We start from the raw sequence: 25,484 nt of genomic DNA on the forward strand, positions 1-25,484 counted from the left end.
CCGCGTGCACCCGGGAAGGCCCACGGTTGTCGCCTGGAAACCCCGGGGTTACGGCCGGGAAGGCCCGCGGTTGCGGCCGGGAGCTCTTGGCCGAGGCTTCCCGAACCGCTGCGTTGTCCGGGGCCGCCGGCCTCACTCCCCGTTCGTCATACGTGCATGCAGGCTGCGGGCCGAGGCGTCCGTGAGCGCGGCGATCTGGTCGACGACGACCCGCTGCCGCGCCCGGTCGTCCGCGGCGGCCGCGTGCAGTGCGCGGTACTGCGGGTCGAGGCCCTCGGGTGCGCGGGCGCTGAGAGCCTCGGCCAGCTCGGCCAGAATCACCCGCTGCTCGGCGCGCACCCGCTCCTGCTCGGCACGCTGCATCACATACAGATCGGCGACAGCCTTGAGCACGGCGCACTCCAGCCGGGCGGTCCGGGGAACGACCAGTTCGGCGGCGTACCGGGTGAGCCTGCCGCTGCCGTACGCCCGGCGCGTCGCGCCCTCCGCGGCGAGACAGAACCGGCCGATGAGCTGGCTGGTGGCGTCCTTCAGGCGGGCCTGGGCGCCGGCGGAACCGTCGTAACCGTGCGGCCACCACTCCTGGTCGGTCAGCCGGTCCAGAGCCTCGGCCAGCTCGTCGGGCTCGGTACCGGGAGGGGCGTAGCGGGCGACGGCGCAGGCGAAGATCTCGCGGCGCTCGGGCTCGGCGAGCAGCAGATTGGGGTCGAGGTGGCCGGCGTGCAGGCCGTCCTCGAAGTCGTGGACGGAGTAGGCCACGTCGTCGGACCAGTCCATCACCTGCGCCTCGAAGCACTGGCGGTGGTCCGGGGTGCCCTGCCGCAGCCAGGTGAACAGGGGCAGGTCGTCCTCGTAGACCCCGAACTTCGGGGAGTCCGGGTCCGTCGGGTGCCCTCCGCGCGGCCAGGGGTACTTGGTCGCGGCGTCCAGGGCGGCACGCGTCAGGTTGAGCCCGACGCTGACCGGTTCGGCACTGCCGTCCCGCTGCACGAAGCGCTTGGGTTCGAGACGTCCGAGGAGGCGCAGGGACTGGGCGTTCCCTTCGAACCCGCCGCAGTCCTTGGCGAATTCGTCGAGCGCGTGCTCGCCGTTGTGGCCGAACGGCGGGTGGCCGAGGTCGTGCGCGAGGCAGGCGGTCTCGACGAGGTCGGGATCACAGCCGAGCGCGGCACCGAGTTCTCGGCCGACCTGGGCGCACTCCAGGGAGTGGGTCAGCCGGGTACGGGGACTGGCATCCCATCCGAGGGACTGCTGGCCCGGGGTGACCACCTGCGTCTTCCCGGCGAGGCGGCGCAGCGCGGCGGAGTGCAGGACACGGGCCCGGTCGCGCTGGAAGGCGGTACGGCCGGGGCGCTTGTCGGGCTCGTGCGCCCAGCGCTCGGTGTCCCCCTCGCCGTACGGCCGCGGGCCCTGCGCGGGGGGCGCGGAGCGGTCGTCGTACGCGGTGGATGCATCGGTCCCGTTATTGCCTGCCATACAGGGACCGTAACCGGACCGGCCACCGGACGGGACGAGCGGCCCCCGGCGGAGCGGGGACCGGGGCCGGGGGCGGGGATGGGGCGGGCAGGGCGTGGGGACGGGGCCGGGAAGGGGATGGGGATGGGGATGGGGCCGGGGCTGGGATGGGGATGGGGGCCGGGCGTGGGGCGGGAGGGCTGCCGGGGCGGGGGCGGGAGGGGATGGCAAGCGCCGCGAGGGGTGGCTGTTCTTTCGGGTGGTACGGCGGATCCGTGGATCAGGCGGAGGCGAGCTGGGGTTCTCCGGCCGGACCGGGAGCGGCCGCCTTCGCGGCCCGCGCCTCGTCGTAACGGTGCAGGACCAGACGTGCGAGAGCGGGGTGGGCGCCGAGCGGCCCGGCGGCGACACCCGGGGCGAGGTCCGCGCACTGCGCCGAGAAACGTCCGGGCGCCGTGAAGTACGAGGCGACGGCGATGCGGTCACGGCCCGCGGCGCGCAGCGCCGACACCGCTTCCGGCACGGTGGGGGCGGCCGCCGAGGCGTAGGCCGGAAGCACGGGCGCCCCGCCGAGCCGGGCGCTGAGCAACTCGGCCGTGCGCGCGGTGTCCGCGGCCGACTCGGGGTCGAGGGACCCCGCGGACGCCAGCACCACACCGCTGCGGGCGAGTCCGCCGGCGCGGCCGGATGTCCGCCAGCCGGCTTCCGCGAGCCGGGAGTGCAGGGCCTCGGCGAGGAGGGGGTGCGGGCCGAGCGGCGCGGCGGTGCGCACGCGCAGGTGCGGCGCCTCGCCGACGGCCTGCGGGATGTCGTGCTTGACGTGATGGCCGCGCCCGAACAGCAGCGGTACGAGTACGGCGTCGCCGCGCAGTTCGGCCAGAGTCCCGGACAGGGGCGGATCGTTGAGCTCGATGTGTCCGAGCCGCACCGGCAGGCCGGGGCGCAGGGCGCGGACGAGGTCGAGGAGCGCGAGGACGGTCTCGCGCGCCCTCGGGTCACGGCTGCCGTGCGCTACGGCGACGAGCGTCGGGGGCCGGGAGTGCCTGCGGTCCGCGTGCGGGCGGCGGAGACTGCGCGTGCCCGCCGTCAGAAGGCGGCTGCTGAGCTGGACGGTGATCTGGTCCATGAGCTGCGCCGTGCTGTCGAGGTGGGTGGTGGTTCCGGGAGGGACCGGGCCGGGAGGGGGTGTCGACGCCGTCATGGGGAGAGTCTGGCGAGCGGGTGTTGCCAGGTGGTTGCGGCGGCGTGACACCTGATGTCGGCGGGCTCACGAGGCGGTGCGAGGCACGGAGATGTCGCTTCGCACCCGTGGAATGTCGCGCCGGGATCTTCTTGTTGGCGCCGCTCGCCGGCGTTCTTCGTCACCCCCACTCACCCGGGTCACTCGTCCGGGTGTTCTCACGAACCGGCCGTCCGTTCGGTGAACTCCTGGGCCCGCCCGATCGTCGAAGGAGTGGGGAACGGAGAACCAGGGGGACATCATGGCGAGGCTCCGGCTGCCGCGGGCGCGGACACGGGCGCGAGCGCAGACAGGAATCGAGCGCACACCGCGGTCGGGCCCGCAACGGCCGCCGCGTTTGCGGTGGTTGCGCAAGTTGCAGCACTTGCAGCACTTGCGGCTGCCGCGGACGCGGCAGGGCAGACGGCGCGCGGTGCAGGCGGTGATGCTGGGCTGCGTCCTGGCCCTCCTGCCGGCGACGTGGATGCACGCGACGGCGTCGGAGCGGGTGCGGGCCGTGGCCGACGCCCCCACGGCACCGGTGGGCATCGTCTTCGGAGCGGGTCTGCGGGAGGGCAGGCCGTCGCCGTACCTCGCGCACCGGCTGGACGCCGCCGCGGAGCTGTACCGGGCGGGACGGATCCGCGTGGTGCTGGTGACGGGCGACAACAGCCGCACCGACTATGACGAACCGGACGCGATGCGCGGATACCTCGCGGAGCGCGGTGTTCCGGACGGGCGGATCGTCAGCGACTACGCCGGGTTCGACACCTGGGACTCGTGCGCGCGGGCGAAGCGGATCTTCGGTGTCGACCGGGCGCTGCTGATCAGCCAGGGCTTCCATATAAGCCGGGCGCTGGCGCTGTGCCAGGCGGCGGGCCTCGACGCGTACGGCGTGAGCGTGACCGAACGGCGCGACATCACCTGGTGGTACGGCGGGGTGCGCGAGCTCGCGGCCGCGAGCAAGGCGGCGCTGGACGCCACCGTCCGGCCCGATCCGCACTTCCTCGGCCCGCTGGAGCCGGGAGTCGCACAGGCACTGGCGGGTTGATGCCTGTGGGGGTTGGAGCGTGACGGGTGGGAGCGTGACGGGTTGAAGGGTGGCGGGTTGAAGCGTGCGGGGTTGATGTCTGCGGCGTTGATGCCTGCAGGAGGGGAGGGGGACGCCGGAGCAGGGCTTCCCGGAGGCGTCCCGCGCTGATCCGGGGTGGGCCGTGCGGGCGGCACCTCACGGTGCCGTACGGCCGGTGCTGAGGTGGCCGTGCGGCGCGCGTAACGCGGAGGGAGACGTCCCGTAACACCGCCGTCGCACGCTGAGGGGTATGCCGAGCGTCACCACACCCCCAGCCCTCGGGGCATCCGCAGCCGCCCCCGTCGACACGCACTGTCCGTACTGCGCGCTGCAGTGCGGGATGGGGCTGCGACCTGAGGCGGACGGCGGTGTGGAGGTGGTGGAGCGGACCGCGTTTCCCGTCAACCGGGGCGCGCTGTGCGGAAAGGGACGCACGGCACCTGCCGTGCTCTCCTCCCGGGTGCGCCTGACCGAGCCCCTGGTCCGTCGCCGCGCCACGGGGGAACTGGAACCTGCCACATGGGAGGAGGCGCTGGACCGGGTCGCCGAAGGCCTCGTCCGTACGCGCGCGGAGCACGGCCCCGACGCGGTCGGCGTCTTCGGCGGCGGCGGGCTGACCAACGAAAAGGCGTACGCACTGGGCAAGTTCGCACGCGTCGTGCTGAGCACCTCGCAGATCGACTACAACGGACGCTTCTGCATGTCCTCGGCCGCCGCCGCGCACCAGAGGGCCTTCGGACTGGACCGCGGGCTGCCCTTCCCGATGGCCGACATCCCCCGCAGCGGCTGCGTCGTGCTCGTCGGCTCCAACCTCGCCGAGACGATGCCGCCCGCCCTCCGATACCTCACCGAGCTGAAGGAGAACGGGGGCAGGCTCGTCGTCATCGATCCGCGCCGCACCCGTACGGCCGAGCAGGCGGACCTGCATCTCGCACCCCGCCCCGGCACGGACCTCGCCCTCGCCCTGGGCCTGCTGCATCTGGTGGTCGCCGAGGGCAGGGTGGACGAGGCGTTCGTCGCGGAGCGGACGACCGGCTGGCCGGAGGCGCGTGCCGCGGCGATGGCGCACTGGCCCGAGTTGGTGGAGCGCATCACCGGCGTGCCGCTGCCCGACCTGCGCGAGGCGGTCGCGCTGTTCTGCGACGCGCCCTCCTCGATGGTGCTCACCGCACGCGGGCCGGAGCAGCAGTCGAAGGGCACGGACACCGTCGGCGCCTGGATCAATCTGTGCCTGGCGACCGGTCGCGCCGGGCGGCCGCTGTCCGGGTACGGGTGTCTCACCGGGCAGGGCAACGGGCAGGGCGGCCGTGAACACGGCCAGAAGGCGGACCAGTTGCCCGGGTACCGCAAATTGACCGATCCCGCTGCGCGCGCCCATGTGGCCGAGGTGTGGGGTGTGGATCCCGATGCCCTCCCGGCCCCGGGCCGCAGCGCCTACGAACTGCTGGACGCGCTCGGCCGGGACGTGAAATCGCTGCTGCTGATGGGATCCAACCCGGTGGTGTCCGCCCCGCACGCGTCCCACGTCGAGGAACGGATCCGTTCCCTGGACTTCCTCGCCGTCGCCGACGTCGTGCTGTCGGAGACGGCCCGACTGGCCGATGTCGTCCTGCCGGTGACGCAGTGGGCCGAGGAGACCGGGACCACGACGAACCTCGAAGGCAGGGTGCTGCTGCGCCGCCGGGCCATCACGCCCCCGCCGGGTGTACGGACGGACCTGGAGGTGCTGAACGGCCTTGCCTCCCGCCTGGGTTGGGAGAAGGGCTTCCCCACGGATCCGGAGGAGGTCTTCTCCGAGCTGCGCCGCGCGTCCGCGGGCGGTCCCGCCGACTACTCCGGCATCACCTACCGCCGGATCGCCGAAGAGGACGGGGTGTTCTGGCCCTGCCCGGAGACGGATGGGCAGACCGGTCGCCCGCTGCCCGACCGACCGGCACTGCATGACCGACCCGGACCGTCTGACCGCCCCGGGCTGCGTGACCGTCCCGGGCTGCGTGACCAACAGCCGCCGCCCGGCCGACGCGGCCTACCGGCGCTGACTGCCGATGTTCCGCTCCCGGACGACACGGCGCTCGCGGACACCACCCTGCTCGCGGACAACGCCCCGCTCCCGGACAACGCCCCGCTCCCGGACGACGCGGCGCTCCCCGACGACCCGGCCAACGACCACGGGGCCGAGCCGGAGGGCCGTTCCGTTCCCCGCCACCGTTCCGCTCCCGGCCACCGGACCGCCCCCGCCGGCACCGCTGCCCCCGCCGGCACCGCTTTTCGGCCCGGAACCGACGGGCAGAGCACCGGGGTTCCGGCCGGAGGCCACCCGGGTACGCCCCGCCTCTTCCTCGACCGGTTCGCGACCGAGGACGGGAGGGCACGGTTCGTCCCGGTCACCGACCGTGCCTCCGCCGAGGAGGCCGACGAGGACTATCCGGTGCTGCTCACCACGGGCCGGGTCGTGTCGCAGTACCAGTCGGGTGCGCAGACGCGGCGGGTCGAGGAGCTCAACGCGGCGGCGCCCGGCCCCTTCGTGGAGCTGCATCCCGAACTGGCCGCGCGCGTGGGGGTCGATGAGGGCGGCCCGGTGGCGGTGGTCTCGCGGCGCGGCCGGGCCGTCGCACCGGCGCGGATCACCGGTTCCATCCGCCCCGACACGGTCTTCATGCCTTTCCACTGGCCGGGCCCCGGCCGCGCCAATACCCTCACCAACCCGGCGTTGGACCCCACTTCCCGTATGCCGGAGTTCAAGGTCTGCGCGGTCCGCGTGGAGCCGGTTCCGGCTGCCGCTGACGGGCCGTCGGAGGCGCAGCCGGACGCCCGGCCGTCGGACGCACCGCAGCCGGTGGCCACGCAGCCGATTGCCGCACCCTAGGAGCGCGCTCGCGCAAGCCGCCGGTCATCGGCAGTCGACCGCCGCACCGTCAGGGATCGAAACGGTCCGTGCGCGTGGCAGCCCGACAACCACCCGCAATCCCAACCGCCACCGGCCAACCCCAACCCCAACCGGCCACCGGCCACCGGCCACCGGCCACCCGCAACTCCACCCCGTCCAGCCACCGGCAAACGATCACCCGCGATCGACCGACCGATCGCCGTTCCGTGGAGGACCGCGCCGCTCCGTTCGAGAACCGCGCCGTTCCGTCGGGGGCCGCTCACGCCCACGTGGTCAGCAGGACACCCAGTCCCCGCCGGGCACCGGCGTGCCCGAGGCGCGCAGCTGCCTCGCCACCGGTCCGGCGGCCAGGTACACCCAGGCTCCCGTGGCCTTTCCGTCCCCCAGGATCACCTCGCGGGCGACGCGCTCGTAGATGTTGGCGGGGTCCCCCGGCGCGTAGTCCTCCAGCTTGTCCAGGGCCACGAGCAGCGCGTCGTAGTGATCGGCGGCGGGGGTGATCAGTTCGCCGTGGATCTCGCCGCAGGGGTCGGCCACCGCGTACGGCCACCCGGGACCCTCGTACATCACGGCCCCGCGCAGCAGGGCGGGCCGCTCCTCCGCGGTGCGCCCGCGCAGATACAGGTCGTGGTTCTCCCGGCCCGGACGCAGCGTCCCGTAGACGAAGAAAGGCAGCCGCAGCCGCTCCACCGTCACCCCCGACTCCTCTCTCCCGCTCCGCACAGGTCGCCACCCACCGTCCGGGCCCCGACCCGGTCGGGCCCGGGGTGCGCCCTGCTCCGACCGGCGTGCGCCCGGCCCCGGCCGTACCATTCATGACATGGGACAGCGACCGGTCGCACCCTCCGCGCCCGAACTCGTCCTCGAAGCCGACGGTGACTCCCATGTCATGAGTCCCAGCCGGTCCTACCACGTGGGTCGCGATCCGGCGAGCGACATCGTGTTCAGCGACACCAGGGTCTCCTGGCATCACGCGGTGTTGCGGCCCCTGGAGGGGCACTGGGCCCTTGAGGACGAGGGCAGCACCAACGGTACGTACACCGACGGACGCCGCGTCGACCGGTCCGGCATCGGTCCCGGCAGTGTCATCCGCTTCGGCAACCCGGCCGACGGCCCCTGCGCGGTTCTCAGCGCTCGTACCCCGCCGGCCGCCCCCATGGAGGTCCCGCGCCCGCGCCCCTCCGCGGTCGCCCACCCCGGCGCCACCAGCACCTTCCGCAGGCCGTCTGCCGTACGCCCGCTGCCCGCCCGGACGATCCGCATCGGCCGGGCCGTGGACAACGACCTGGTCATCGACGATCTGGTGGTCTCCCGCCGTCATGCCGAGCTTCGGGCCCTGCCGGCACCCGGCGGCGCCGCGCCCCACCCCCCGGGCGCGCCCGGGGGCTACGAGATCGTCGATCTCGGCAGTCACAACGGCACGTATCTCAACGGCCAACCGGTCCAGCGCGCCCGCGTCGAGCAGGGCGACATCGTCGGCATCGGCCACTCCGCCTTCTGCCTGGTCGGGGACGAGCTGCAGGAGTACGTCGACACCGGTGAGATCTCGCTCGACGTCCAGGACCTGGCCGTTCAGGTCGACAGAGGCCGCAAGACGCTGCTGGACCACGTCTCCTTCCCGGTGAGCGAGAAGTGCCTGCTCGCCGTCGTCGGCCCCAGCGGCGCGGGCAAGTCGACGCTGCTCAACGCGCTGACCGGGCTGCGCCCCGCGGACACCGGCACCGTGCTCTACGACGGCCGCGATCTGTACCGGGACTACGCGGAACTGCGGCAGCGCATCGGCCTGGTGCCGCAGGACGACATCCTGCACGCGCAGCTCACCGTGCGCCGGGCCCTCGGCTACGCCGCCCAGCTCCGGTTCCCCGACGACACCGCGAAGGCAGAGCGCCAGGCGCGGGTCGACGAGGTGATCCATGAACTCGGCCTGGACCAGCGGGTCAAGCAGCCCATCCACAGCCTCTCCGGCGGGCAGCGCAAGCGCGTGAGCGTGGCGCTGGAGCTGCTGACCAAGCCGTCCCTGCTGTTCCTGGACGAGCCGACGTCCGGCCTCGACCCGGGCATGGACCGCTCGGTGATGCACATGCTGCGCGGCCTCGCGGACGACGGCCGTACGGTCATCGTGGTCACGCACAGCGTGCTGAGCCTGGACGTGTGCGACCGGCTGCTGATGCTCGCGCCGGGCGGCAGGATCGCGTACTACGGGCCGCCCGCGGACGCCCTGCCGTTCTTCGGATTCGAGCAATGGCCCGAGGCCTTCGAGGCGTTCGAGACGGACCGGGACCGGGACTGGGCCGGCGAGTACCGCGACTCGCATCTCCACCGGAAGTACATCGCGGGGGCCACGCGCCAGCCCGAGCCGGTCCCGCCCGCCGCACACGCCGCAGTTCCCCCGCCGAAGGCACAGAGCTGGGGCTCCCAGCTCCGGACGCTGATCCGGCGGTACGCGGCCGCCCTCGCCGCCGACCGGACCTTCCTGGCCGTCATGATCGCCCTGCCGTTCATCATGGGCGCCATGGCGCACGCTCTCGCCGGATCGGAACTGACCAGCCAGGAAGCGATGAACGCGCTGCTGATCCTGTGCCTGGGAGCGGTGCTCACCGGGGCCGCCAACGCCGTACGCGAGCTGGTGAAGGAGAGGACGATCTACCGCCGGGAACGGGCCGTCGGCCTGTCCCGCTCCGCGTATCTGATGTCCAAGGTGGTGGTTCTGGGGCTGATCACGATCGTCCAGGCGGTCGTGCTGACGATGGTCGCGCTGACCGGGGTGGACCTCAACGCGCCCGGCGGCGAAGGGGTGTTCATGCCGCCGCTGATCGAGATCACCCTCGCCGTCGCGCTGCTGGGGTTCACGGCCATGATGCTGGGCCTGGTGGTCTCCGCGCTGGTGCGGAAGGAGGAGGTCACCATGCCGCTGCTGGTCCTCCTCGCCATCGTGCAGGTGGTCTTCTGCGGCGCGCTGATCAAACTGGCCGGCGTCGCGGGGCTGGAGCAGCTGTCCTGGCTCGTGCCGGCGCGGTGGGGGCTGGCGGCCATGGCGGGAACGGTGGATCTGGAGCGGATCATGCGGGGCCAGAAGGTGACCGCCGATCCGCTCATGGACCACACGGCCACGGCCTGGCTGCTCGACATGGGGATGCTGGTCGTGCTGTCCGTGGTGTTCGGATACCTGGTCTCCCGGCTGCTGCGCAGGCACGAGCCCGTCATCATGCGGAAGTAGCGGACACCACGGAAGCAGAGGCCCGCGGGAGGTGAGCCGGATGACCGATCCCCACGATCCGCCTGTGGCAGGGCCCGGTGGCGAGCCCGGCTTCCGCCCCAGTCATGTCGCGCCCCGGGACGGCATGGCCACCTGGTCGGCACCGGACATGGCGCGCCCCTCGATGCCGCTGGACCCGCTGCTGCCCGTCCAGCTTCTCGACCGCCGCGGCGACTGGGCCCATGTGCTGTGCTCCAACGGCTGGGCGGCGTGGGTGGACGGACGGCTGCTGGTGTCCGTCCCGCAGAACCCGCCCGCCGCCGGAGCACCCCTTGCCCGCACCGCCGACCCGCGAGGGCTGCTGGACCGCTCGGAGGGCGAGGTGCGGCGGTACCGGCAGGCCGCGGAGGAGCTGGCCGCGGGCGTGGACGGGGAGACGTTCCGGCAGCGGACGCGGGGGCTGCGGGCCGGGCTCGTCGTGGACGGCGAGGCGATCTGGCTGTACGACGCCGAGCACGAGCGGTGGTGCTACTCCGACGGGAGCGCCCTGACGACGTACGCGGCGAGCCATACGCCGTCGAGCACACCGGCCCCGCCGGGCGCGGAGGGTCCCTCGGCCGCCCCGGGGACCGGGGCGGCGTACGGGGCGCAGGCCCCACCAGAGGCGGAGGCCCCGCCTGGGACACCGCCACGACCCGCGCAGCCGCCACCCACCGAGCCTCCACCCAGCGAGTCGCCTTCCCCCGACGCGACGGCCCGGCCCCAACCGCCCCCGCCCACACAGGTGGTGGAGCAGCCCGAGGCGCAGCACGTGGACCGGCCCGAGGCGCAGCCCGGCGCGGGGGATCCGGCCGGGGGCGAGCGGCGGGCGGGCGACGACGGCGATGAGGGGTTTCCGCCGGATGACACGCACCACCCCCCGACCCGGTTCGGTGATGCCCGGTGACCGGGCCCGGCGCAGGTCCTCCCGGGCGCGGCGCAGCGCCCGACACGTCCGGGCCGGCCGGCCGCCGGATCGCCGAGTACCGGCTGGAGCACGAGATCGGCCGCGGCGGCATGGCCGTCGTCTACCGCGCGGAGGATCTGCGGCTCGGCCGTACCGTCGCGGTCAAGCTCCTCGCCCCCGAGCTCGCCCGCAACGACACCTTCCGGCAGCGGTTCGCCCACGAGTCGCGGGTGGCCGCCTCCCTCGACCACCCCCACATCGTGCCGGTCTTCGAGGCGGGCGAGACCGACGGCGTGCTGTGGATCGCGATGCGATACGTCGCCGGGAAGGATCTGCGGGCGCTGCTCGACCGGAACGGCCCCCTGACCATCGAGGCCGCCTGCCGGATCGCCATCCAGGTCGCCTCTGCTCTGGACGCCGCCCACGCCCACGAGTTGGTGCACCGTGACGTGAAGCCGGGGAACATCCTGGTGGCGGAGGGCACCGACTCCGACCGCCCCGAGCACGTCTATCTGACCGACTTCGGGCTGACGAAGAAGTCGCTGTCGCTGACCGGCTTCACCTCGGTCGGCCAGTTCGTGGGGACGCTCGACTACGTGGCGCCCGAGCAGATCTCCGGCCGCCCGGTGGACGGCCGCTGCGACATCTACGGCCTGGCCTGCGTGGTCTTCGAGATGCTCACCGGTGTTCCCCCGTTCCGCCGGGACGACGACATGGCCCTGCTGTGGGCGCACCGCTACGAGGCACCGCCCGTGCTGTCCGAGGAGCGGCCCGAACTGCCGCCCGCCGCGGACGAGGTGATGGCGAGGGCGCTGGCCAAGTCGCCGGACGAACGGTTCGGCACCTGCCGGGAGTTCATCGCCGAACTGCGGGCGGCGGGCAGGACCGTACGGCAGGAGGAGAAGAGCCCTGCCGCCCGGCGCACCCCGACCCGCGTCGACATGGCCGCACCCGGGCCCGGGTGGCCGGAACCGTCACCGCCGCCGCCTCCGCCCCCGGCCTGGGCGGCCCCGGTGTTCGGCGCTCCCGGCGCATAGCCCCCGACCCTGGGTCCCGGTGAGTACGTGAGCGCCGCACGTCGCCGTACGTCCTGAGCCCGGGCCGCGGCTCACCGCCGCGGCCGTCACTCCACCGCGCCCCGGTGGCGTACGCGGCGGGCGAGCAGGCTGCCGAGGAAGCCGGCGACCAGCCCCCAGAGCAGCCCGTAGCCGATCAGCGGCAGGAAGTTCGGTCGCAGGAAGATCTCCCCGCCCAGGCCCCCTCCCAGGTCTCCGAGGCCGATGACGGTGAGCCCGTAGTGCGCGGAGATCCGGGTGAGCAGGCCGATCATCAGCATGGCCAGGCCCAGGGCGATCGCCATGCGGACGGCGTGCTGCCAGGGCTTCGTACGGGCCGGGGAGCGGACCGCGGCCAGGAATCCGGCGGCGAGCAGCAGCACGGCGGCCACGGCGACGAGCAGCCAGGCCCGGCCGTCGTTCTCCATGAGGGTGCCGAGGTCCAGGGTGGTGTCGCTTCCGCCCGGCGTGCGCAGCACGGCGTCGAGGGAGTTCGGCATGGGCAGCCCGACGCCTTCGGCGACATGGCCGTCGTACGAACCGCCGATGCCGAGCCCGAGCCCCATCCAGGCCAGGTTCGGCAGCCCGAGGAGGATCACGGCCAGGGTCTCGGCCGGGTGCCCGTTCGTGATGAGCGTGATCAGGCCGATGACCAGCCCGATGACGACGTAGGCGAGCAGGAGCAGGACCATCGCGTGCGCGGGCGGCCGTACGGACTCCTGGAAGCGCAGCAGCCGCGAGGGCAGAGGGGCGCGGCGGGAGACGAGGAAGGTCAGCGCCAGGACGGCGAGCAGCCAGAGCAGACCGAACCCGAGCGTCGGGCCGACCGCGGCGCTGAATCCGACGGTCGGGGCCGCACCCAGGGCTTCGCCGATGTCCTCGGCGATGCCGTCGCCGAGGGAGATGCGGAAGGTGTGGCGGGCGACGAGCGCCAGCACCAGAAGGGCCACGAGCCAGAGCACCGCCACGCGTACGACGCGTCCGAGCACCTCGCGGCTGTCGGCCACGGCTCGGCGCCGCAGGGCCATCAGGAAGACGAAGGCCACGGCCAGGGCGCCGGCGAGGGTCACGGACAGCGGTACGACGTCGATGGCCGCGTCGGTCTGCGCGATGAATCCGGCGTCCCCGTGCAGTTCGACATCGCCGCCAACGGCGATCACGACGGTGGCCGCGACGACGCGGGGGAACGCCCCGCCGGGCAGATCGTCGGCACCCGCCGCCCACAGGCCGAGCGTGGCGACGATCCACATGGTGACCACACCCGCGGCCACGGCTGCGAGTGCGTCGCCCCAGGCACGCAGCGGGTGCACCGCGGGTCCCGCGGCGCCCGCGGGAGCGGCTTCTCGCGTACGACTCACACCGTCCGCCTCCTGCCCTTCTCCCGCACGGTTTCCGGCGTTCGCGCCCTTCATCGGGCTTTCATCCACCGTAAGCACGGGGGCGCCACACCGCTTGCGGGGGGCGTGGAGCAGGAGCACACAATGAGCAGAGAGGGAAGAAACGGGATCAATCTGAAGAAGTCCGCAGTCATCGCCGCCCTATGCCTTCGGAGGAGCACGCCCGTGACGTCCCAGCCGCCCTCGGACAGCAACGAGCCGCCCACAGGGCCGGGCGGCGAACCGCCGACCGGCCCGCCGTCGGGGCCTCTGTCCGGCCGGCCGGCGGGTGAGCCGTCGGGCCCGCCCGGACATGCTTCGGGCCCTGAGCCGACGCGCCCCTCAGGGCCGTCGGATCCCTCACAACCCCCACAGCCCTCTCAGCCCTCGGGGCCGGGCGGCCCCGGGGAGCCGGGCGAGCCGAGCGGCCCGGGCGGCCCCGGTGGAGGACCGGGCCCCGGAGGCAACGGCGGAGGCCCCTCAGGCGGAGGCCCCTCAGGCGAGGACCCCGAGGGCGAGCGGCCCCGCGCGTGGTGGCGCTCCGCACCGCGCATCGCGATCATCACGGGCAGCGTGGTGATCGCCGTCGTCGTGGCCGTCGTCCTCACCCGCTCGACCGGCGAACCGGAATCCGAGGAGCTCTTCCTCCAAGCGGCCTCCTCCCGGGGCCCCGACCCCTACACGGACTCGACGGCCGAGAACTCCTCCACGATCCCGCCGACCGCGACGCCGAGCGCACGGCCCAGCGGAGCCAACGGCACGCGCAGCATCGGGGGTTCGGCGCCCGGTCTGTACGGCGGCACCCGCGACTCCTCGAGCTGCGACGTGGAGAGGCAGATCGACTATCTGGCCTCCGACCGCGCCAAGGCGAGCGCCTTCGCGAGCGTGGCGAAGATCGACGAGGACCGGATCCCGTCGTGGCTGCGCGCCCTCACCCCGGTCCAGCTCCGCGCGGACACCCGGGTCACCAACCACGGCTTCAGGAACGGCGAGGCCACCTCCTACCAGTCGGTGCTGCAGTCCGGTACGGCCGTCCTGGTCGACAGGCGCGGTGTGCCGCGCGTGCGCTGCGCCTGCGGCAATCCGCTGACCCCGCCGTCGGCCCTCGAGGGCGCCCCGGAGCAGCGCGGCAGCGCCTGGCCGGGCTACGACCGGTCGAACGTCGTGGCGGTGGCCCCGGCTTCACGGGACATCGTCTGGTTCGTGCTCTTCGACCCGTCCACGGGCGGATGGTTCGAGCGGCGCTCCGGGAACACGGGCAGCACCGACCGCCCCACGACGGCGCCGAGCGACGATCCGTACGAGACGTCGTCCCCGAGCGGCGACACCACGCCCTCCTCGCCCGCGCCCGACTCCTCGCCGGAGTCCCCCGGTGACCGGTCGCCGGAGCAGCCCAGCAGCCCCGGGCAGCCGGACGAGTCCCCGCCGCCTCCCGAATCCCCGGGGCAGCCGGAGAGCCCGGGGAGTCCGGGAACGCCCCAGAGCCAGGGCGAACCGGACGGGTCGGCACCGCGGGCGCCCATGTCGTAGAGCCGCTCGCGCTCCGGGCACCGGCCCGGCCGCGGAGGGTGAGGCCCTCGGAAGGTGAGGGCCACGGAAGGTGGGGCCCGCGGAAGGTGAGGCCCGCAAAGGCGAGGGCCGTCGGCACCTCCGGCCGGCCGCAGCGCCTTCAGACCAGCAATACGGCCCTGCCGAGGATCTCGCGGGCCTCCAGCTCGGCGTGCGCGTCGACGGCCCTCTCCAGCGGGAAGGCATGGCCGATCACCGGCCGGATCCGACCCGCCACGGCCTCGGACAGCGCCTCCGCGGTGAGCCGCCGGGCCTCCGCGCCCGAAAGCGTCACCTCATCGACCCCGGAGAGCATCACGCCCTTGCTCCGCGCCTCCTGCGGTTCGATCGGCGCGAACCGGTCGCCGGGGGCGCCGTGTGCCGAGAACATCCCGCCCTCCATGATCATGTCGAACGCCGCACGGCCGATCCGCCCGCCCGCCCCGTCGAAGACCAGCTCCGGCCCCCTCCCCCCGGTCAGCGAGCGCACCTGGCCGGACCATCCGGGTTCGGTGTAGTCGACCACGGCGTCGGCCCCCAGCTCCCGCACCAGGTCGATCTTCCGCTTGCCGCCCGCCGCGCCGATGACCCGGCCGCCGGCCGCATGCGCCAGCTGGACGAGCAGACTGCCGAGGCCGCCGGCCGCCGCCAGGACCAGCACCCACTCGTCCGGCCGGACGGGGAACAGCTCCGCCAGCCGCATCGCGGAACGGCCGTCGTACATCAGCGCCGCGGCTTCCTGCAATCCCAGGCCCTCGGGCACCGGTATCAGGTTCTCCACCGGGACGGCCGCCTTCTGGAGGTAGGCGCCCTGGGCGCCGGTGTCGGTGACGACCCGCCGCCCGACCCAGGCGGGGTCCACGCCCTTCCCGACGGAGACCACCACCCCGGCGACCCCCGACCCCGGTATGTAGGGCAGCTCCAGGGTGAACCAGGCGTCACCCCAGCCGCGTCTGAGCTGCGTGTCCAGGAAGAGGAGCGGCACGACGCGCACACCGACCACGACCTCGCCGGGACCCGCCTCGGGGTCCGGCGCATGCTCCACCACCAGCACGTCCGGTTTCCCGAACTGCTCGGCCCTCACCACACGCATGGCGATCACACTCCCCGTCCGGACCGGCCCGGTGTTCCGGTCCTCGCAGTCCCAGTCTCGGACAACGACCGGGACCGAGGTCAACAGGCCGCAGCCTGCTGTTTCCGGTCCGGCGGACGGCGGCTCCTCGCCGTGAGGCGGGCGGGGCTGACGGGGCGGACGTGGCGGGCCCGGCGCTCAGCTCTCGGTGGCCCCCGCGGTCTCGGCCGTGACCCAGGCCAGATAGTCGGCGCCGCCCTTGACGATGGGTGTCGCGATGATCTCCGGGGTCTCGTACGCGTGGGTGCCCTCGATGTACGCCTCGAGCTCGCGGTACCGCTCCGCCGTCGTCTTGAACAGCACCTGCCACTCCTGGGCGGTCTCGATCGTCCCCTCCCACCGGTAGACGGAGGTGACGGGGGCCGAGATCTGCGCGCAGGCCGCCACCCGCGTCTGAACGGCCCCGCGCGCCAGGGCTTCGGCCTTCTCGGCGTCGTCGGTGGTGGTCATCACGGTCAGGTATTCCGCCACGTCCGCTCGTCTCCTTCTCGTCCTTCGAAGATCGGTGACCGGTGATCGGGGTCGATCGTCGATGTCATGGCTGCTCAGCGCGCCGCGAGCATACGGGGCGGTGCGCGCCCGCTGCGTCCGGCGCGGGGTGCGTGCCGCCGACGCGTCGTGGGCGCCCTCCGCGGAAGGGCCGTCGAGGGGGCTCACCGCGAGGCGATGAGCGCGATGGCCGCGCCGGCCCCGAGAAGCCCCAGCGCCTGCCCCCGGCCGACCCGTTCGTGCAGCAGCGCCACGGCGAGGAGGACCGGGATGACGGGGTAGAGCGCCGAGAGGACGGTGGCCACGGCGACGAGCTGCTGGTGCGCGGCGGACAGGTAGAGGATGAGGGCGACCGTGCCGAGTCCTCCGGCCGCGGCCGCCGGGGCGGCGAGGCGGAAGGGCAGCCGCCAGGGACCGCCGGCGCGCCGGAGCAGGACGGCGGCCACCGCCACGGAGACGACACGGCTCGCCGCCACCGGCCACAGGCCCGCATCCGCCGGGACGCGCGCGATGGCGAGGTACTGGACGGCGAAGCCGACCCCGGCGACCAGTGCGTCGGGAACACCGGGGGCCCAGGGCGGTGTGCGCTCGGCGCCTGGACCCGTGCCGCGGTCACCCGCGGCGGACCGGCCACCGGCGGCGGAGCGGGACGCGCCCGCGGAATCCGCGGCCGCCGGGTCGCCGCCGCCCCGGCGAGCGGCGGACGGTCGCCGAGCGGCCCCACCCGAGACCAGCCAGATCGCGGGGACGGCCACCACCATGCCGAACAGCGCCAGGGCGGAAGGGCGTTCACCGAGCACAGCGATCCCGACGAGCACCGGCAGGGCGACCGCGCCGACATCGCTCACGGGGACGACCACGCTCATCGGTCCCCTGCTCAGTGCCCGGTAGAGATACGCCACGCCGACGCCGGTGCCGAGTCCGGACAGCGCGCCCCAGCCCAGAGCCCGTACGCCCGGGAACGCGTCGGCCACGGCGAGGGCGGCGACGGCGCAGAGCACCGTTCCGCCCGCCTGGGTGTACACCGCGACTGTCATGCCGGGCGCACGGCGCGCGATGACGCCCGCCACGAAGTGCGTCGTACCGAAGCACACCGCGGAGGCGAGGGCGAGCAACTCACCCATCGGGACCGCTCGTTCCACCGCCATCCGACTCCGCACGCGCGTGGGCGCGCGCCGCCGCGCCGACCGGGCAGGGTTCGCCACCGCGCACGCACGCCGGGCGGTCGCACAGACGGCACAGCACGTACTCGGAGCCGACCTCGTCGTGGAGCAGGTCGAGGAGTGCTTCGAGCCCGGCGGTCAGCCCGGCGCGACGCTCCTCGCCGAGCCGGTCCACCAGTGCGTTCAGCTCCCGCTGCCGCGCCGAGAGCGCGGCCCGGGCGGCGTCCCGGCCCGGCCCGGTCAGCTCCACGGCCGCGAGGCGTCCGCCCTCGCGGCGGCGGGTGACGAGCTCCCGGGCCTGGAGCTGGTCCAGCATGCGCGCGCACGCGGGCTGGCTGAGCCCGATCCGCGTCCCCAGCCGTGTCACGCCGATGCCCGGCGACGTCAGCAGGGTGACGAGTGCCGCCGTGCCGCTCACGCTCACCCCGGTCGCGTCCGCCGCGGCCCTGGTCATGCGGTCGGAGACGGTGAGCGCCGCCGCCCCCAGCAGATTGCCGGTACGGGCGGTACGGGCTGCGGTCCGGCCGGTGTTTTCATGCATGAGTCATGCATAGCTCGGCTCGAAGATCACTTCAAGGCCGGTGCACCACGCGAGCACGGCGAGGCCCGGGAACGACCCCGCCGCCTCCCCCTGCGCCACCCCCAACTCCCGCGCACCGAAAGGGTTTTCCCCGACGGACGCCAGGCCCGGGCGTACAACCACAGGTCCCCCTCGCCGGTCTGACCGAATGGCTTCAGCACACACCATCCGAAGCCGATTCGACCGACGGATCGAGGATGCACATGAAGCGTTTTCCGCGTGTCCTGGCGACCGCACTGACCGCAGCCGCGACGGCAGGTGCGGCCCTGCTGGCCACGGCGCCCACCGCATCGGCCGCCGCCACGGCCGCGTACAACGGAGTCTGCGGCTCCGGCTACAAGGTCGTGAACTCCTCCCCCGTCGGGGGCGTGGGCACGGTCTATCTCACCTACAACGCGACGACCGGCAAGAACTGCGTCGTCACCCTCCGCAACACCACGGGCAGCCCGATGTACATCGTCGCCTACCTCGGCGTCCTCGACGACGGCGCCTCCGAACCCGTCATGGACGAGGGCGAGTACCGCTCGTACGCCGGGCCCGTGTACGCCTACGGGCGCGGCCTGTGCGTCGAGTGGGGCGGCGTCATCGGCACCTGGGAGACCTTCAACACCGGCTCGAACTGCGGCAAGCGCGCCGCGGGAGCGGAGTTCGCGGGGAAGCCCGGCACGTTCGCCGGGCGGCACTGACCGCCGCGAGCGTCACGGAGCACGCCGCGCCTCCGCGGCCCGGAGCCCTCGTCGCACGGCGGGGGCTCCGCTGCGCTCAGGCCACCCACTGGTCGTAGGCCAGCTTGCAGACCAGGGCCACCACGACCACGACCAGGACACCCCGGACGAATCCGGTCCCCTTCTTCAGCGCCATCCGCGCACCGGCCATGCCACCGGCCAGATTGAAGACCGCCATGAAGGCGGCCAGCCGCCACACGACGGTGCCCTGGACGGTGAACACCGTCAACGCGCCGAGATTCGTGCAGACGTTGACGACCTTGGTGGTCGCCGAGGCCGTCACCAGGTCCATGTGCAGGATGGCCGCCAGGGTGATGACGAGGAAGGTGCCGGTGCCGGGGCCGATCAGTCCGTCGTAGAAGCCGATGCCCACGCCCGCGACGAGGATCGCGGCCAGCACCCGCTGCCGGGTGGCCGGTCCGGTCGCCGGGGCCGTGCCGAAGGAGGGGCGCAGGAGGACGAACGCCAGGACTCCCAGCAGGACGACCATGATCAGCGGGCGGAGCACGGCGCTGTCGATGCCCGCGGCGAAGAACGCCCCGCCGAGCGAGCCGCCGACCGCGGCGAGCCCGATCCGTACGGCCATGCGCACGTCCACCGGCGCCTTGCGCGTGTAGGTGACGGCCGCGGCCGAGGTGCCGACGACCGACACCGCCTTGTTCGTGCCGAGGATGTACGCGGGCGCCAGGTGCGGCAGGCCGACCAGCAGAGCCGGGAGCTGGAGCAGACCGCCGCCGCCCACCACCGCGTCGATCCAGCCCGCCGCGCACGCGGCCAGGCACAGCAGCAGCAGGGTCGTCAGGGGTATGTCGGGCATCGCGGTGGGGCGGTCACTTTCACACAGGTGCGGGGCACGGGTCAGCGGGCGGCGGCGCGCCGCATCGCGTAGCAACGGCGCAGCCACCGGGCCCGGCCGGGTGGGGCCGGTGCGAAGGAGACGCGCCGGTGCAACACCCTACGGTTGTCGAAAATGTGGAACCCGCCCGCCTCCACCGTCACCGGGACGCCCGCGAGCCCGGCGACACACTCCTCGAACGACCGCAGGGCGGCACGCGCCCAGGCGGTCTGCCCGGTGACGCGGCCCGGCGCGTAGCGCAGGGCGTCGTTCCCATCGGGGAGCGTCCACAGCACGGGGACGTCCGTACGCTGCGGCGGCTCGCCGGACCCGGTGCCTCCGGTGTACGACTCGGGGGCGCCGACGGCGAATTGGGGCCGGCGCAGTTCGACCGCGACCTGGGCGGGGAGTGCGGCGACCACGGTGTCGAGCGGCAGGAGCTCGGTGGGGACACCCTCGCTGTTGCGGATGCCGTAGAAGGACAGGAAGTGCGGTATCGCCATCGAGGCGGCGGCGCCCGCGCGATGGTCGAGCACGGAGTCGTCCGTGTGCCAGCCGAGGTGGCGGGCGTGGCCCCAGGAGGTCCGGGTCCGGGCGGCGTCCGGGTGCGGGGCGACGTTCCGGATCAGCCGGCCGGCGTTCTCCCACACGTAGGCGACCGGGGTCATGCCGAGCAGGTGCAGCAGTCCGAACTGCACGAGGTTGGGCACCTGGAGGGCTTCCTCGTCGGTGAAGCCGTCCTGCGGGGTGGGCACCCGGCGGTCGGGCTCCGGCAGGTTCGTCAGGTTCAGCCAGGGCGTGGCGGCGTGGCGCCAGTCGGCCAGGGCTTCGAGGACCTCGCAGGGGAGGTGGTTCCGTAAGTGTTTCGCACCGTGTTCCAGATAGGGCCGTACACAGGTGTCGGGAACGGCCTCACCGAGTTCCGTTTCCGTCACGGCGCGCAGGGCCGCCTCCGCGGCGTCGCGCGCGGCGTCGGAGAGGCGGATGGGGCATGTGGGGGGAATGTCAGACATGGCCCCGACCCTAGGCATGACCCCGCGGCCGTCCCGCCGGATTTGAGGGACATCTGAGGTTTCCCGCAAGGGGGCGAACACGCTGGAAATCCTCGTTCCTCCTGCGTGGACCTCCCCCGCGTTCCCCGCGGATTCGGGGGGCTCGGCAGCTCACAGCAGCCCCGCGCCGCCGCTGAGGGCAGCGTTGCGCGCGGGAAACAGGCGCGATGCGGACGGGAAATGTGGGGCCCGCACGCTTCCTGGCATGGCTCCCCCGACGAACGCCCGCACCCGCCGCACCGGCCACCGCATCGTGGTGGTCGGCGGCGGCATGGCCGCTGCCAGGCTGGTGCGGCACCTGGCGGCCGGGCACGGCGGCGCCCCCCTGGACGATGCGGCGGGCGGCGCGGCGGACGCCGCGATGGACGTCACCGTCATCGGCGAGGAGCGGCACGCGCCCTACAACCGGGTGCTGCTCGCGGAGGTCCTCGCCGGCCAGTACGCACCCGATGTCGTTCAACTGCCCGCTCCCCCGTCCACCGCCCACTGGCTGCGCGGCGTCCGCGCCATACGGCTGGACCGCGCGGCGGGCGAGGTGAGCTGCGACGACGGGCGGCGCGTTCCGTACGACACGCTGGTGCTCGCAACCGGCTCGAACCCCGTACTGCCGCCGCTGCGCGGCCTGTTCGAGCCGGACGGCCGCGAACTCCCCCTGGGCGTCCACGCCTTCCGGACCATGGACGACTGCCTCGCACTCGCCGACGCCGTTCGGCCCGGGCTCCGGGCGGTGGTGATCGGCGGCGGGCTGCTGGGCGTGTCCGCGGCACGCGCGCTGGCCCGCCGCGGCGCGCAGGCCGTCCTCGCCCACCAGGGTGAGCACCTCATGGAGCGCCAGCTCGACGAAGGCGCGGCACGCCTGCTGGGCCGGCATCTGGCGGAGCTGGACGTGGAGGTGCACACCGAGTGCCGGGTCCGGGGGCTCCTGACGCGGGGCGGCGCGCAGCGCGAGGTCTCGGCGGTCGAACTGGCCGACGGATACCGGCTCGACGCGGATCTGGTCGTCCTCGCCTGCGGGGTCGCGCCACGTGTCGGCCTCGCGCAGGCCGCCGGGCTCGATGTCGCGCGCGGCATCGTCGTGGACGACGCGCTGCGCACCTCCGACCCGCGCATCCACGCGATCGGCGACTGCGCGGAGCACGACGGGACGGTGTACGGCCTGGCGGGCCCCGCGCAGGAACAGGCCGACGTCCTGGCCCGCGTCCTCCTCGCCGCGCAGGACGGCACGCCACAGAACGCGGCCGCACAGCACGGCACACCGCGCCGCGGCGGTTCGACGGCCCCACGGCCCGCGCGCTACACCGGCACCCGAGCCCTGACCCGCCTGACGCTGGCAGCCCGGCCCGCCCCCGCCGGCGCGCCGGGACAGGCCGCGCACGCGGGCACCGCCCCGGAACGGGCCGCCGACGCCGGCGCCCCGGCTCCGGGCGCGGCACCCGCCGCACCCCGCCCCCTCGACCTCGCCGCCTTCGGCGAGACCACCCCCGCCCCCGGCGACGACGTGGTGCACCTCTCCGACGCGACCCGCGGCGCGTACCGCAAGGTCGTCGTCCGCGGTGACCGCCTCGTCGGGGGCATCCTGCTCGGCGATCTCGGCACCGTCGGCGCGCTCGCCCGCACGTGGGAGGGCGACGAGCCGCTGCCCTCCGCTCCGTTGCTCCACCTGCTCACCCACGATGGAGGCCACTGACATGCCGCCCGCCCCGCCGACCGCCCTGCCGGCCGAGACACCGGCCGCGTCCCGTCCCACCCTCGTTCTCGTCGGCCACGGGATGGTCGGCCAGCGATTCCTGGAGGCGCTCGCCGCCCGCGGCGTCACCGAGCGGGCGCGGGTGGTCGTGCTGTGCGAGGAACCGCGGCCCGCCTACGACCGGGTGCGGCTGACCTCCTACTTCTCGGGCACGACCGCTGAGGGACTCGCCCTCGGCGAGCCGGACTTCATCGAGCGCCACGGCATCGAGCTGCATCTCGGCGACCCGGCGGAGTCCGTGGACCGCGCGGCGCGCACCGTCACCTCCCGCGCCGGTCTTGTCGTGCCGTACGACACGCTGGTGCTGGCCACGGGCTCGTACCCGTTCGTGCCGCCCGTCCCCGGCAAGGACGCCACCGGCTGCTTCGTCTACCGGACCATCGAGGACCTGCTGGCGATCGAGGAGTACGCCGCGGGCGCCGGGAGCGGGGCCGTCGTCGGCGGCGGACTGCTCGGGCTGGAGGCCGCCGGGGCGCTCAAGGGACTCGGACTCGACACCCACATCGTGGAGTTCGCGCCGCGGCTGATGCCCGTCCAGGTGGACGAGGGCGGCGGCGCGGCACTCCTGCGCACCGTCGCGGGCATGGGCCTGACCGTCCACACCGGCGTCGGCACGCAGGAGGTCACGACCGACGAGAACGGGGTCGTCGCGGGCATGGCCCTGTCCGACGGTTCGACGCTCGCGACCGACCTCGTCGTCTTCTCCGCAGGCGTGCGCCCGCGGGATCGACTCGCCCGCGACTGCGGCCTGGAGGTGGGCGAGCGCGGCGGGATCACCGTCGACGAGACCTGCCGGACCTCGGACCCGGCCGTCTACGCGATCGGCGAGTGCGCGCTCGCCGCCGACGGGCGGGTCTACGGCCTGGTCGCGCCCGGCTATGAGATGGCGGAGACCGCGGCGGAGGCCATCGGCGCCGCGGACGCCGCCACCGGAGCGTCGGAGCGCTCCTCCTTCACCGGCGCCGACACCTCCACCAAGCTCAAGCTGCTCGGCGTCGACGTCGCGTCCTTCGGCGACGCCCACGGCACCGCTCCCGGCTGCCTCGACGTCGTCTACGCCGACTCCCGTTCCGGCGTCTACAAGAAGCTGGTCGTCGCCGCGGACGGCACCCTGCTGGGCGGCGTCCTGGTCGGCGACGCCGACGCGTACGGGATGCTGCGCCCGCTCACCGGCTCCGTGCCGCCCGTCGCGCCCGAGCAGTTGGTGATGCCCGCCGGAGCGGGCGCGCCCGCGGCCCTCGGCCCCTCCGCGCTGCCCGACGACGCGGTCGTCTGCAACTGCCACAACGTCACCAAGGGCGCCGTGCGCGGCGCCGTCACCGACCACGCCTGCACCACGCTGCCCGAGGTGAAGAAGTGCACCAAGGCGGGCACGGGCTGCGGCAGTTGCGTCAGGGTCCTCACCGGCATCGTCAACGACGAGCTGGAGGCGAGCGGCGTAAGCGTCGAGAAGGGCCTGTGCGGCTGCTTCGCCCACACCCGCGCCGAGTTGTACGAGATCGTGCGTGTGCGACAGCTGACCACCTACACCCGGGTGCTCGACGAGCACGGGCGCGAGGAGGCCCGGGGCGGGGACGGCTGCGAGGTCTGCAAACCGGCCCTCGCCTCGATCATCGCCTCGCTCGCGCCGACGCTGGGCGCCAGCGGCTACGTGCTGGACGGCGAGCAGGCATCGCTGCAGGACACCAACGACCACTTCCTCGCCAACCTGCAGCGCAACGGCTCGTACTCGGTCGTGCCACGCATCCCCGGTGGGGAGATCACCCCGGAGAAGCTGATCGTCATCGGGGAGGTCGCCCGGGACTTCGGGCTCTACACGAAGATCACCGGCGGCCAGCGGATCGACCTGTTCGGCGCACGCGTCGACCAGCTCCCGGGCATCTGGGCTCGCCTGGTCGACGCCGGATTCGAGTCCGGCCACGCGTACGGCAAGGCGCTGCGCACCGTGAAGTCCTGTGTGGGGCAGACCTGGTGCCGTTACGGCGTGCAGGACTCGGTGCGGATGGCGATCGGCCTCGAACTGCGCTACCGCGGCCTGCGCAGCCCGCACAAGCTGAAGTCGGCGGTCTCGGGCTGCGCGCGGGAGTGCGCGGAGGCGCGCGGCAAGGACTTCGGTGTCATCGCCACGTCCAACGGGTGGAACCTGTACGTCGGCGGCAACGGCGGCGCCGATCCGCGCCACGCCGACCTGCTGGCCCAGGACCTCGACGACGAGCGACTGATCGCGCTGATCGACCGGTTCCTGATGTTCTACATCCGCACCGCCGACCGGCTGGAACGCACCTCCGCCTGGCTGGAGCGCATCGAGGGCGGCCTGGACCACGTCCGGGACGTGGTGGTGGACGACTCGCTCGGGATCGCCGGCGAACTGGAGCGGCTGATGGCCGACCACGTGGCGCACTACCGCGACGAGTGGGCCGCCACCCTCGAGGACCCCGACCGGCTGCGCCGCTTCGTCTCCTTCGTCAACGCCCCGGGCACGCCCGACCCCTCGGTGCGGTTCGTGCCCGAACGCGAGCAGGTGAAGCCGGACCTGGCCGTTCTGGCCTCCGGCCCCGTCCTCCCCGTCCGCACCCTCGAAGGGAGCTCCGCCCGATGACCCTCGCCCCGGACAAGACCGACCTCAGAGTGGAACTGCTCGTCGACCAGCGGTGGTTCGCCGTCTGCGACCTCGCGCATCTCACCCCGGGCCGCGGGGTGGCCGCCCTGCTGCAAGACGGGCGGCAGGTTGCGGTCTTCCTCGACCGCTCCGGCGTCACGTACTGCGTCGGCAACCAGGACCCGTTCACCGGCGCGTACGTCCTCTCGCGCGGGCTGCTCGGGCGGACGCCCGCGGGGCAGCCCTTCGTGGCCTCGCCGCTGCTGAAGCAGCGCTTCGACCTGGCGACCGGACGGTGCCTGGACGACGCGTCCGTGACGGTGCCGGCGTACGCGGTCCGGATCGCGTAGGGAGGCGGGCGCCCCGGCCCGGGCGCACCCGCGGGGGGTGCGCCCGGGCCGGGGCCGC

The 25,484-nt window shown here is 73.8% G+C and carries 20 protein-coding genes; 10 read left to right on the plus strand and 10 right to left on the minus strand.

The genetic code is table 11. The annotated features are described in order from the left end of the window. Positions 1–132 precede the first annotated feature (132 nt). Positions 133–1,476 (minus strand): deoxyguanosinetriphosphate triphosphohydrolase, encoded by a 1,344-nt coding sequence (locus tag ACGFNH_RS03230; protein WP_393651244.1) that lies wholly within the window; start codon positions 1,474–1,476, stop codon positions 133–135. 259 nt (positions 1,477–1,735) lie between these two features. After that, positions 1,736–2,656, minus strand: a complete 921-nt coding sequence (locus ACGFNH_RS03235) for a sirohydrochlorin chelatase (protein ID WP_393651245.1) — start codon at positions 2,654–2,656, stop codon at positions 1,736–1,738. Between the two features lie 280 nt (positions 2,657–2,936). On the opposite strand from ACGFNH_RS03235, the gene ACGFNH_RS03240 reads away from it, so the two are divergent. Continuing rightward, a complete protein-coding gene (locus ACGFNH_RS03240) occupies positions 2,937–3,725 on the plus strand; it encodes a vancomycin high temperature exclusion protein (protein ID WP_393651246.1) in 789 nt (262 codons plus the stop codon). Positions 3,726–3,996: 271 nt separating this feature from the next. Beyond that, complete coding sequence (locus ACGFNH_RS03245; protein WP_393651247.1) at positions 3,997–6,612, plus strand: molybdopterin-dependent oxidoreductase; 2,616 nt, start codon at positions 3,997–3,999, stop codon at positions 6,610–6,612. A 294-nt stretch (positions 6,613–6,906) separates the two neighbouring features. Here the strand turns inward: ACGFNH_RS03245 and ACGFNH_RS03250 are convergent, their stop codons facing one another. After that, a complete protein-coding gene (locus ACGFNH_RS03250; RefSeq protein WP_393651490.1) occupies positions 6,907–7,314 on the minus strand; it encodes a gamma-glutamylcyclotransferase family protein in 408 nt (135 codons plus the stop codon). A gap of 139 nt (positions 7,315–7,453) precedes the next feature. Between ACGFNH_RS03250 and ACGFNH_RS03255 the strand changes: the two genes are divergently transcribed. From ACGFNH_RS03255 to ACGFNH_RS03265, 3 genes are read left to right on the plus strand one after another with little or no spacing between them, the layout of a single operon-like run. Next, positions 7,454–9,850: an FHA domain-containing protein gene (locus ACGFNH_RS03255; RefSeq protein ID WP_393651248.1), complete on the plus strand. Its 2,397-nt coding sequence runs from the start codon at positions 7,454–7,456 to the stop codon at positions 9,848–9,850. A gap of 40 nt (positions 9,851–9,890) precedes the next feature. Next, positions 9,891–10,775, plus strand: a complete 885-nt coding sequence (locus ACGFNH_RS03260; protein ID WP_393651249.1) for a hypothetical protein — start codon at positions 9,891–9,893, stop codon at positions 10,773–10,775. Then, on the plus strand, positions 10,772–11,812 hold the full coding sequence (locus tag ACGFNH_RS03265) for a serine/threonine-protein kinase (protein ID WP_393651250.1): 1,041 nt from the start codon (positions 10,772–10,774) through the stop codon (positions 11,810–11,812). Before ACGFNH_RS03260 ends, ACGFNH_RS03265 begins: the two co-directional genes overlap by 4 nt. Positions 11,813–11,898: 86 nt before the next feature. On the opposite strand, the gene ACGFNH_RS03270 is transcribed toward ACGFNH_RS03265, so the two are convergent. After that, entirely contained in the window at positions 11,899–13,188 is a 1,290-nt protein-coding gene (locus tag ACGFNH_RS03270; RefSeq protein ID WP_393651251.1) for a streptophobe family protein, read from the minus strand. 591 nt (positions 13,189–13,779) lie between these two features. Between ACGFNH_RS03270 and ACGFNH_RS03275 the strand changes: the two genes are divergently transcribed. After that, entirely contained in the window at positions 13,780–14,736 is a 957-nt protein-coding gene (locus ACGFNH_RS03275; protein ID WP_393651252.1) for a DUF6777 domain-containing protein, read from the plus strand. Positions 14,737–14,875: 139 nt separating this feature from the next. On the opposite strand, the gene ACGFNH_RS03280 is transcribed toward ACGFNH_RS03275, so the two are convergent. From ACGFNH_RS03280 to ACGFNH_RS03295, 4 genes are all read right to left on the minus strand, one after another. Further along, positions 14,876–15,847: a zinc-binding dehydrogenase gene (locus tag ACGFNH_RS03280; protein WP_393651253.1), complete on the minus strand. Its 972-nt coding sequence runs from the start codon at positions 15,845–15,847 to the stop codon at positions 14,876–14,878. A gap of 177 nt (positions 15,848–16,024) precedes the next feature. Continuing rightward, positions 16,025–16,336 (minus strand): divalent-cation tolerance protein CutA, encoded by a 312-nt coding sequence (gene cutA / locus ACGFNH_RS03285; RefSeq protein WP_393651491.1) that lies wholly within the window; start codon positions 16,334–16,336, stop codon positions 16,025–16,027. A 203-nt stretch (positions 16,337–16,539) separates the two neighbouring features. Further along, the gene (locus ACGFNH_RS03290) at positions 16,540–17,499 is read right to left on the minus strand and encodes an EamA family transporter (protein ID WP_393651254.1); all 960 of its coding nucleotides are present in this window, start codon (positions 17,497–17,499) and stop codon (positions 16,540–16,542) included. After that, on the minus strand, positions 17,492–18,079 hold the full coding sequence (locus ACGFNH_RS03295; protein ID WP_393651255.1) for a MarR family winged helix-turn-helix transcriptional regulator: 588 nt from the start codon (positions 18,077–18,079) through the stop codon (positions 17,492–17,494). Before ACGFNH_RS03295 ends, ACGFNH_RS03290 begins: the two co-directional genes overlap by 8 nt. 242 nt (positions 18,080–18,321) lie before the next feature. On the opposite strand from ACGFNH_RS03295, the gene ACGFNH_RS03300 reads away from it, so the two are divergent. Next, positions 18,322–18,804 (plus strand): spore-associated protein A, encoded by a 483-nt coding sequence (locus ACGFNH_RS03300; protein WP_393651256.1) that lies wholly within the window; start codon positions 18,322–18,324, stop codon positions 18,802–18,804. A 76-nt stretch (positions 18,805–18,880) separates the two neighbouring features. On the opposite strand, the gene ACGFNH_RS03305 is transcribed toward ACGFNH_RS03300, so the two are convergent. Continuing rightward, complete coding sequence (locus ACGFNH_RS03305; protein WP_393651257.1) at positions 18,881–19,660, minus strand: sulfite exporter TauE/SafE family protein; 780 nt, start codon at positions 19,658–19,660, stop codon at positions 18,881–18,883. A 41-nt stretch (positions 19,661–19,701) separates the two neighbouring features. Beyond that, on the minus strand, positions 19,702–20,691 hold the full coding sequence (locus ACGFNH_RS03310; protein WP_393651258.1) for a TauD/TfdA family dioxygenase: 990 nt from the start codon (positions 20,689–20,691) through the stop codon (positions 19,702–19,704). 244 nt (positions 20,692–20,935) lie between these two features. Here ACGFNH_RS03310 and ACGFNH_RS03315 point away from each other — a divergent pair, with 244 nt between their 5' ends. From ACGFNH_RS03315 to nirD, 3 genes are read left to right on the plus strand one after another with little or no spacing between them, the layout of a single operon-like run. Next, on the plus strand, positions 20,936–22,417 hold the full coding sequence (locus ACGFNH_RS03315; protein WP_393651259.1) for an NAD(P)/FAD-dependent oxidoreductase: 1,482 nt from the start codon (positions 20,936–20,938) through the stop codon (positions 22,415–22,417). A gap of 1 nt (position 22,418) precedes the next feature. Continuing rightward, positions 22,419–25,076: a nitrite reductase large subunit NirB gene (gene nirB / locus ACGFNH_RS03320; protein ID WP_393651260.1), complete on the plus strand. Its 2,658-nt coding sequence runs from the start codon at positions 22,419–22,421 to the stop codon at positions 25,074–25,076. Continuing rightward, positions 25,073–25,426 carry a nitrite reductase small subunit NirD gene (nirD, locus tag ACGFNH_RS03325; RefSeq protein WP_393651261.1) on the plus strand — a complete coding sequence of 118 codons (354 nt, stop codon included), beginning with the start codon at positions 25,073–25,075 and terminating at the stop codon, positions 25,424–25,426. Before nirB ends, nirD begins: the two co-directional genes overlap by 4 nt. Positions 25,427–25,484 lie beyond the last annotated feature (58 nt).

This window comes from Streptomyces sp. NPDC048639, from assembly GCF_043199075.1.
GTDB lineage: Bacteria > Actinomycetota > Actinomycetes > Streptomycetales > Streptomycetaceae > Streptomyces.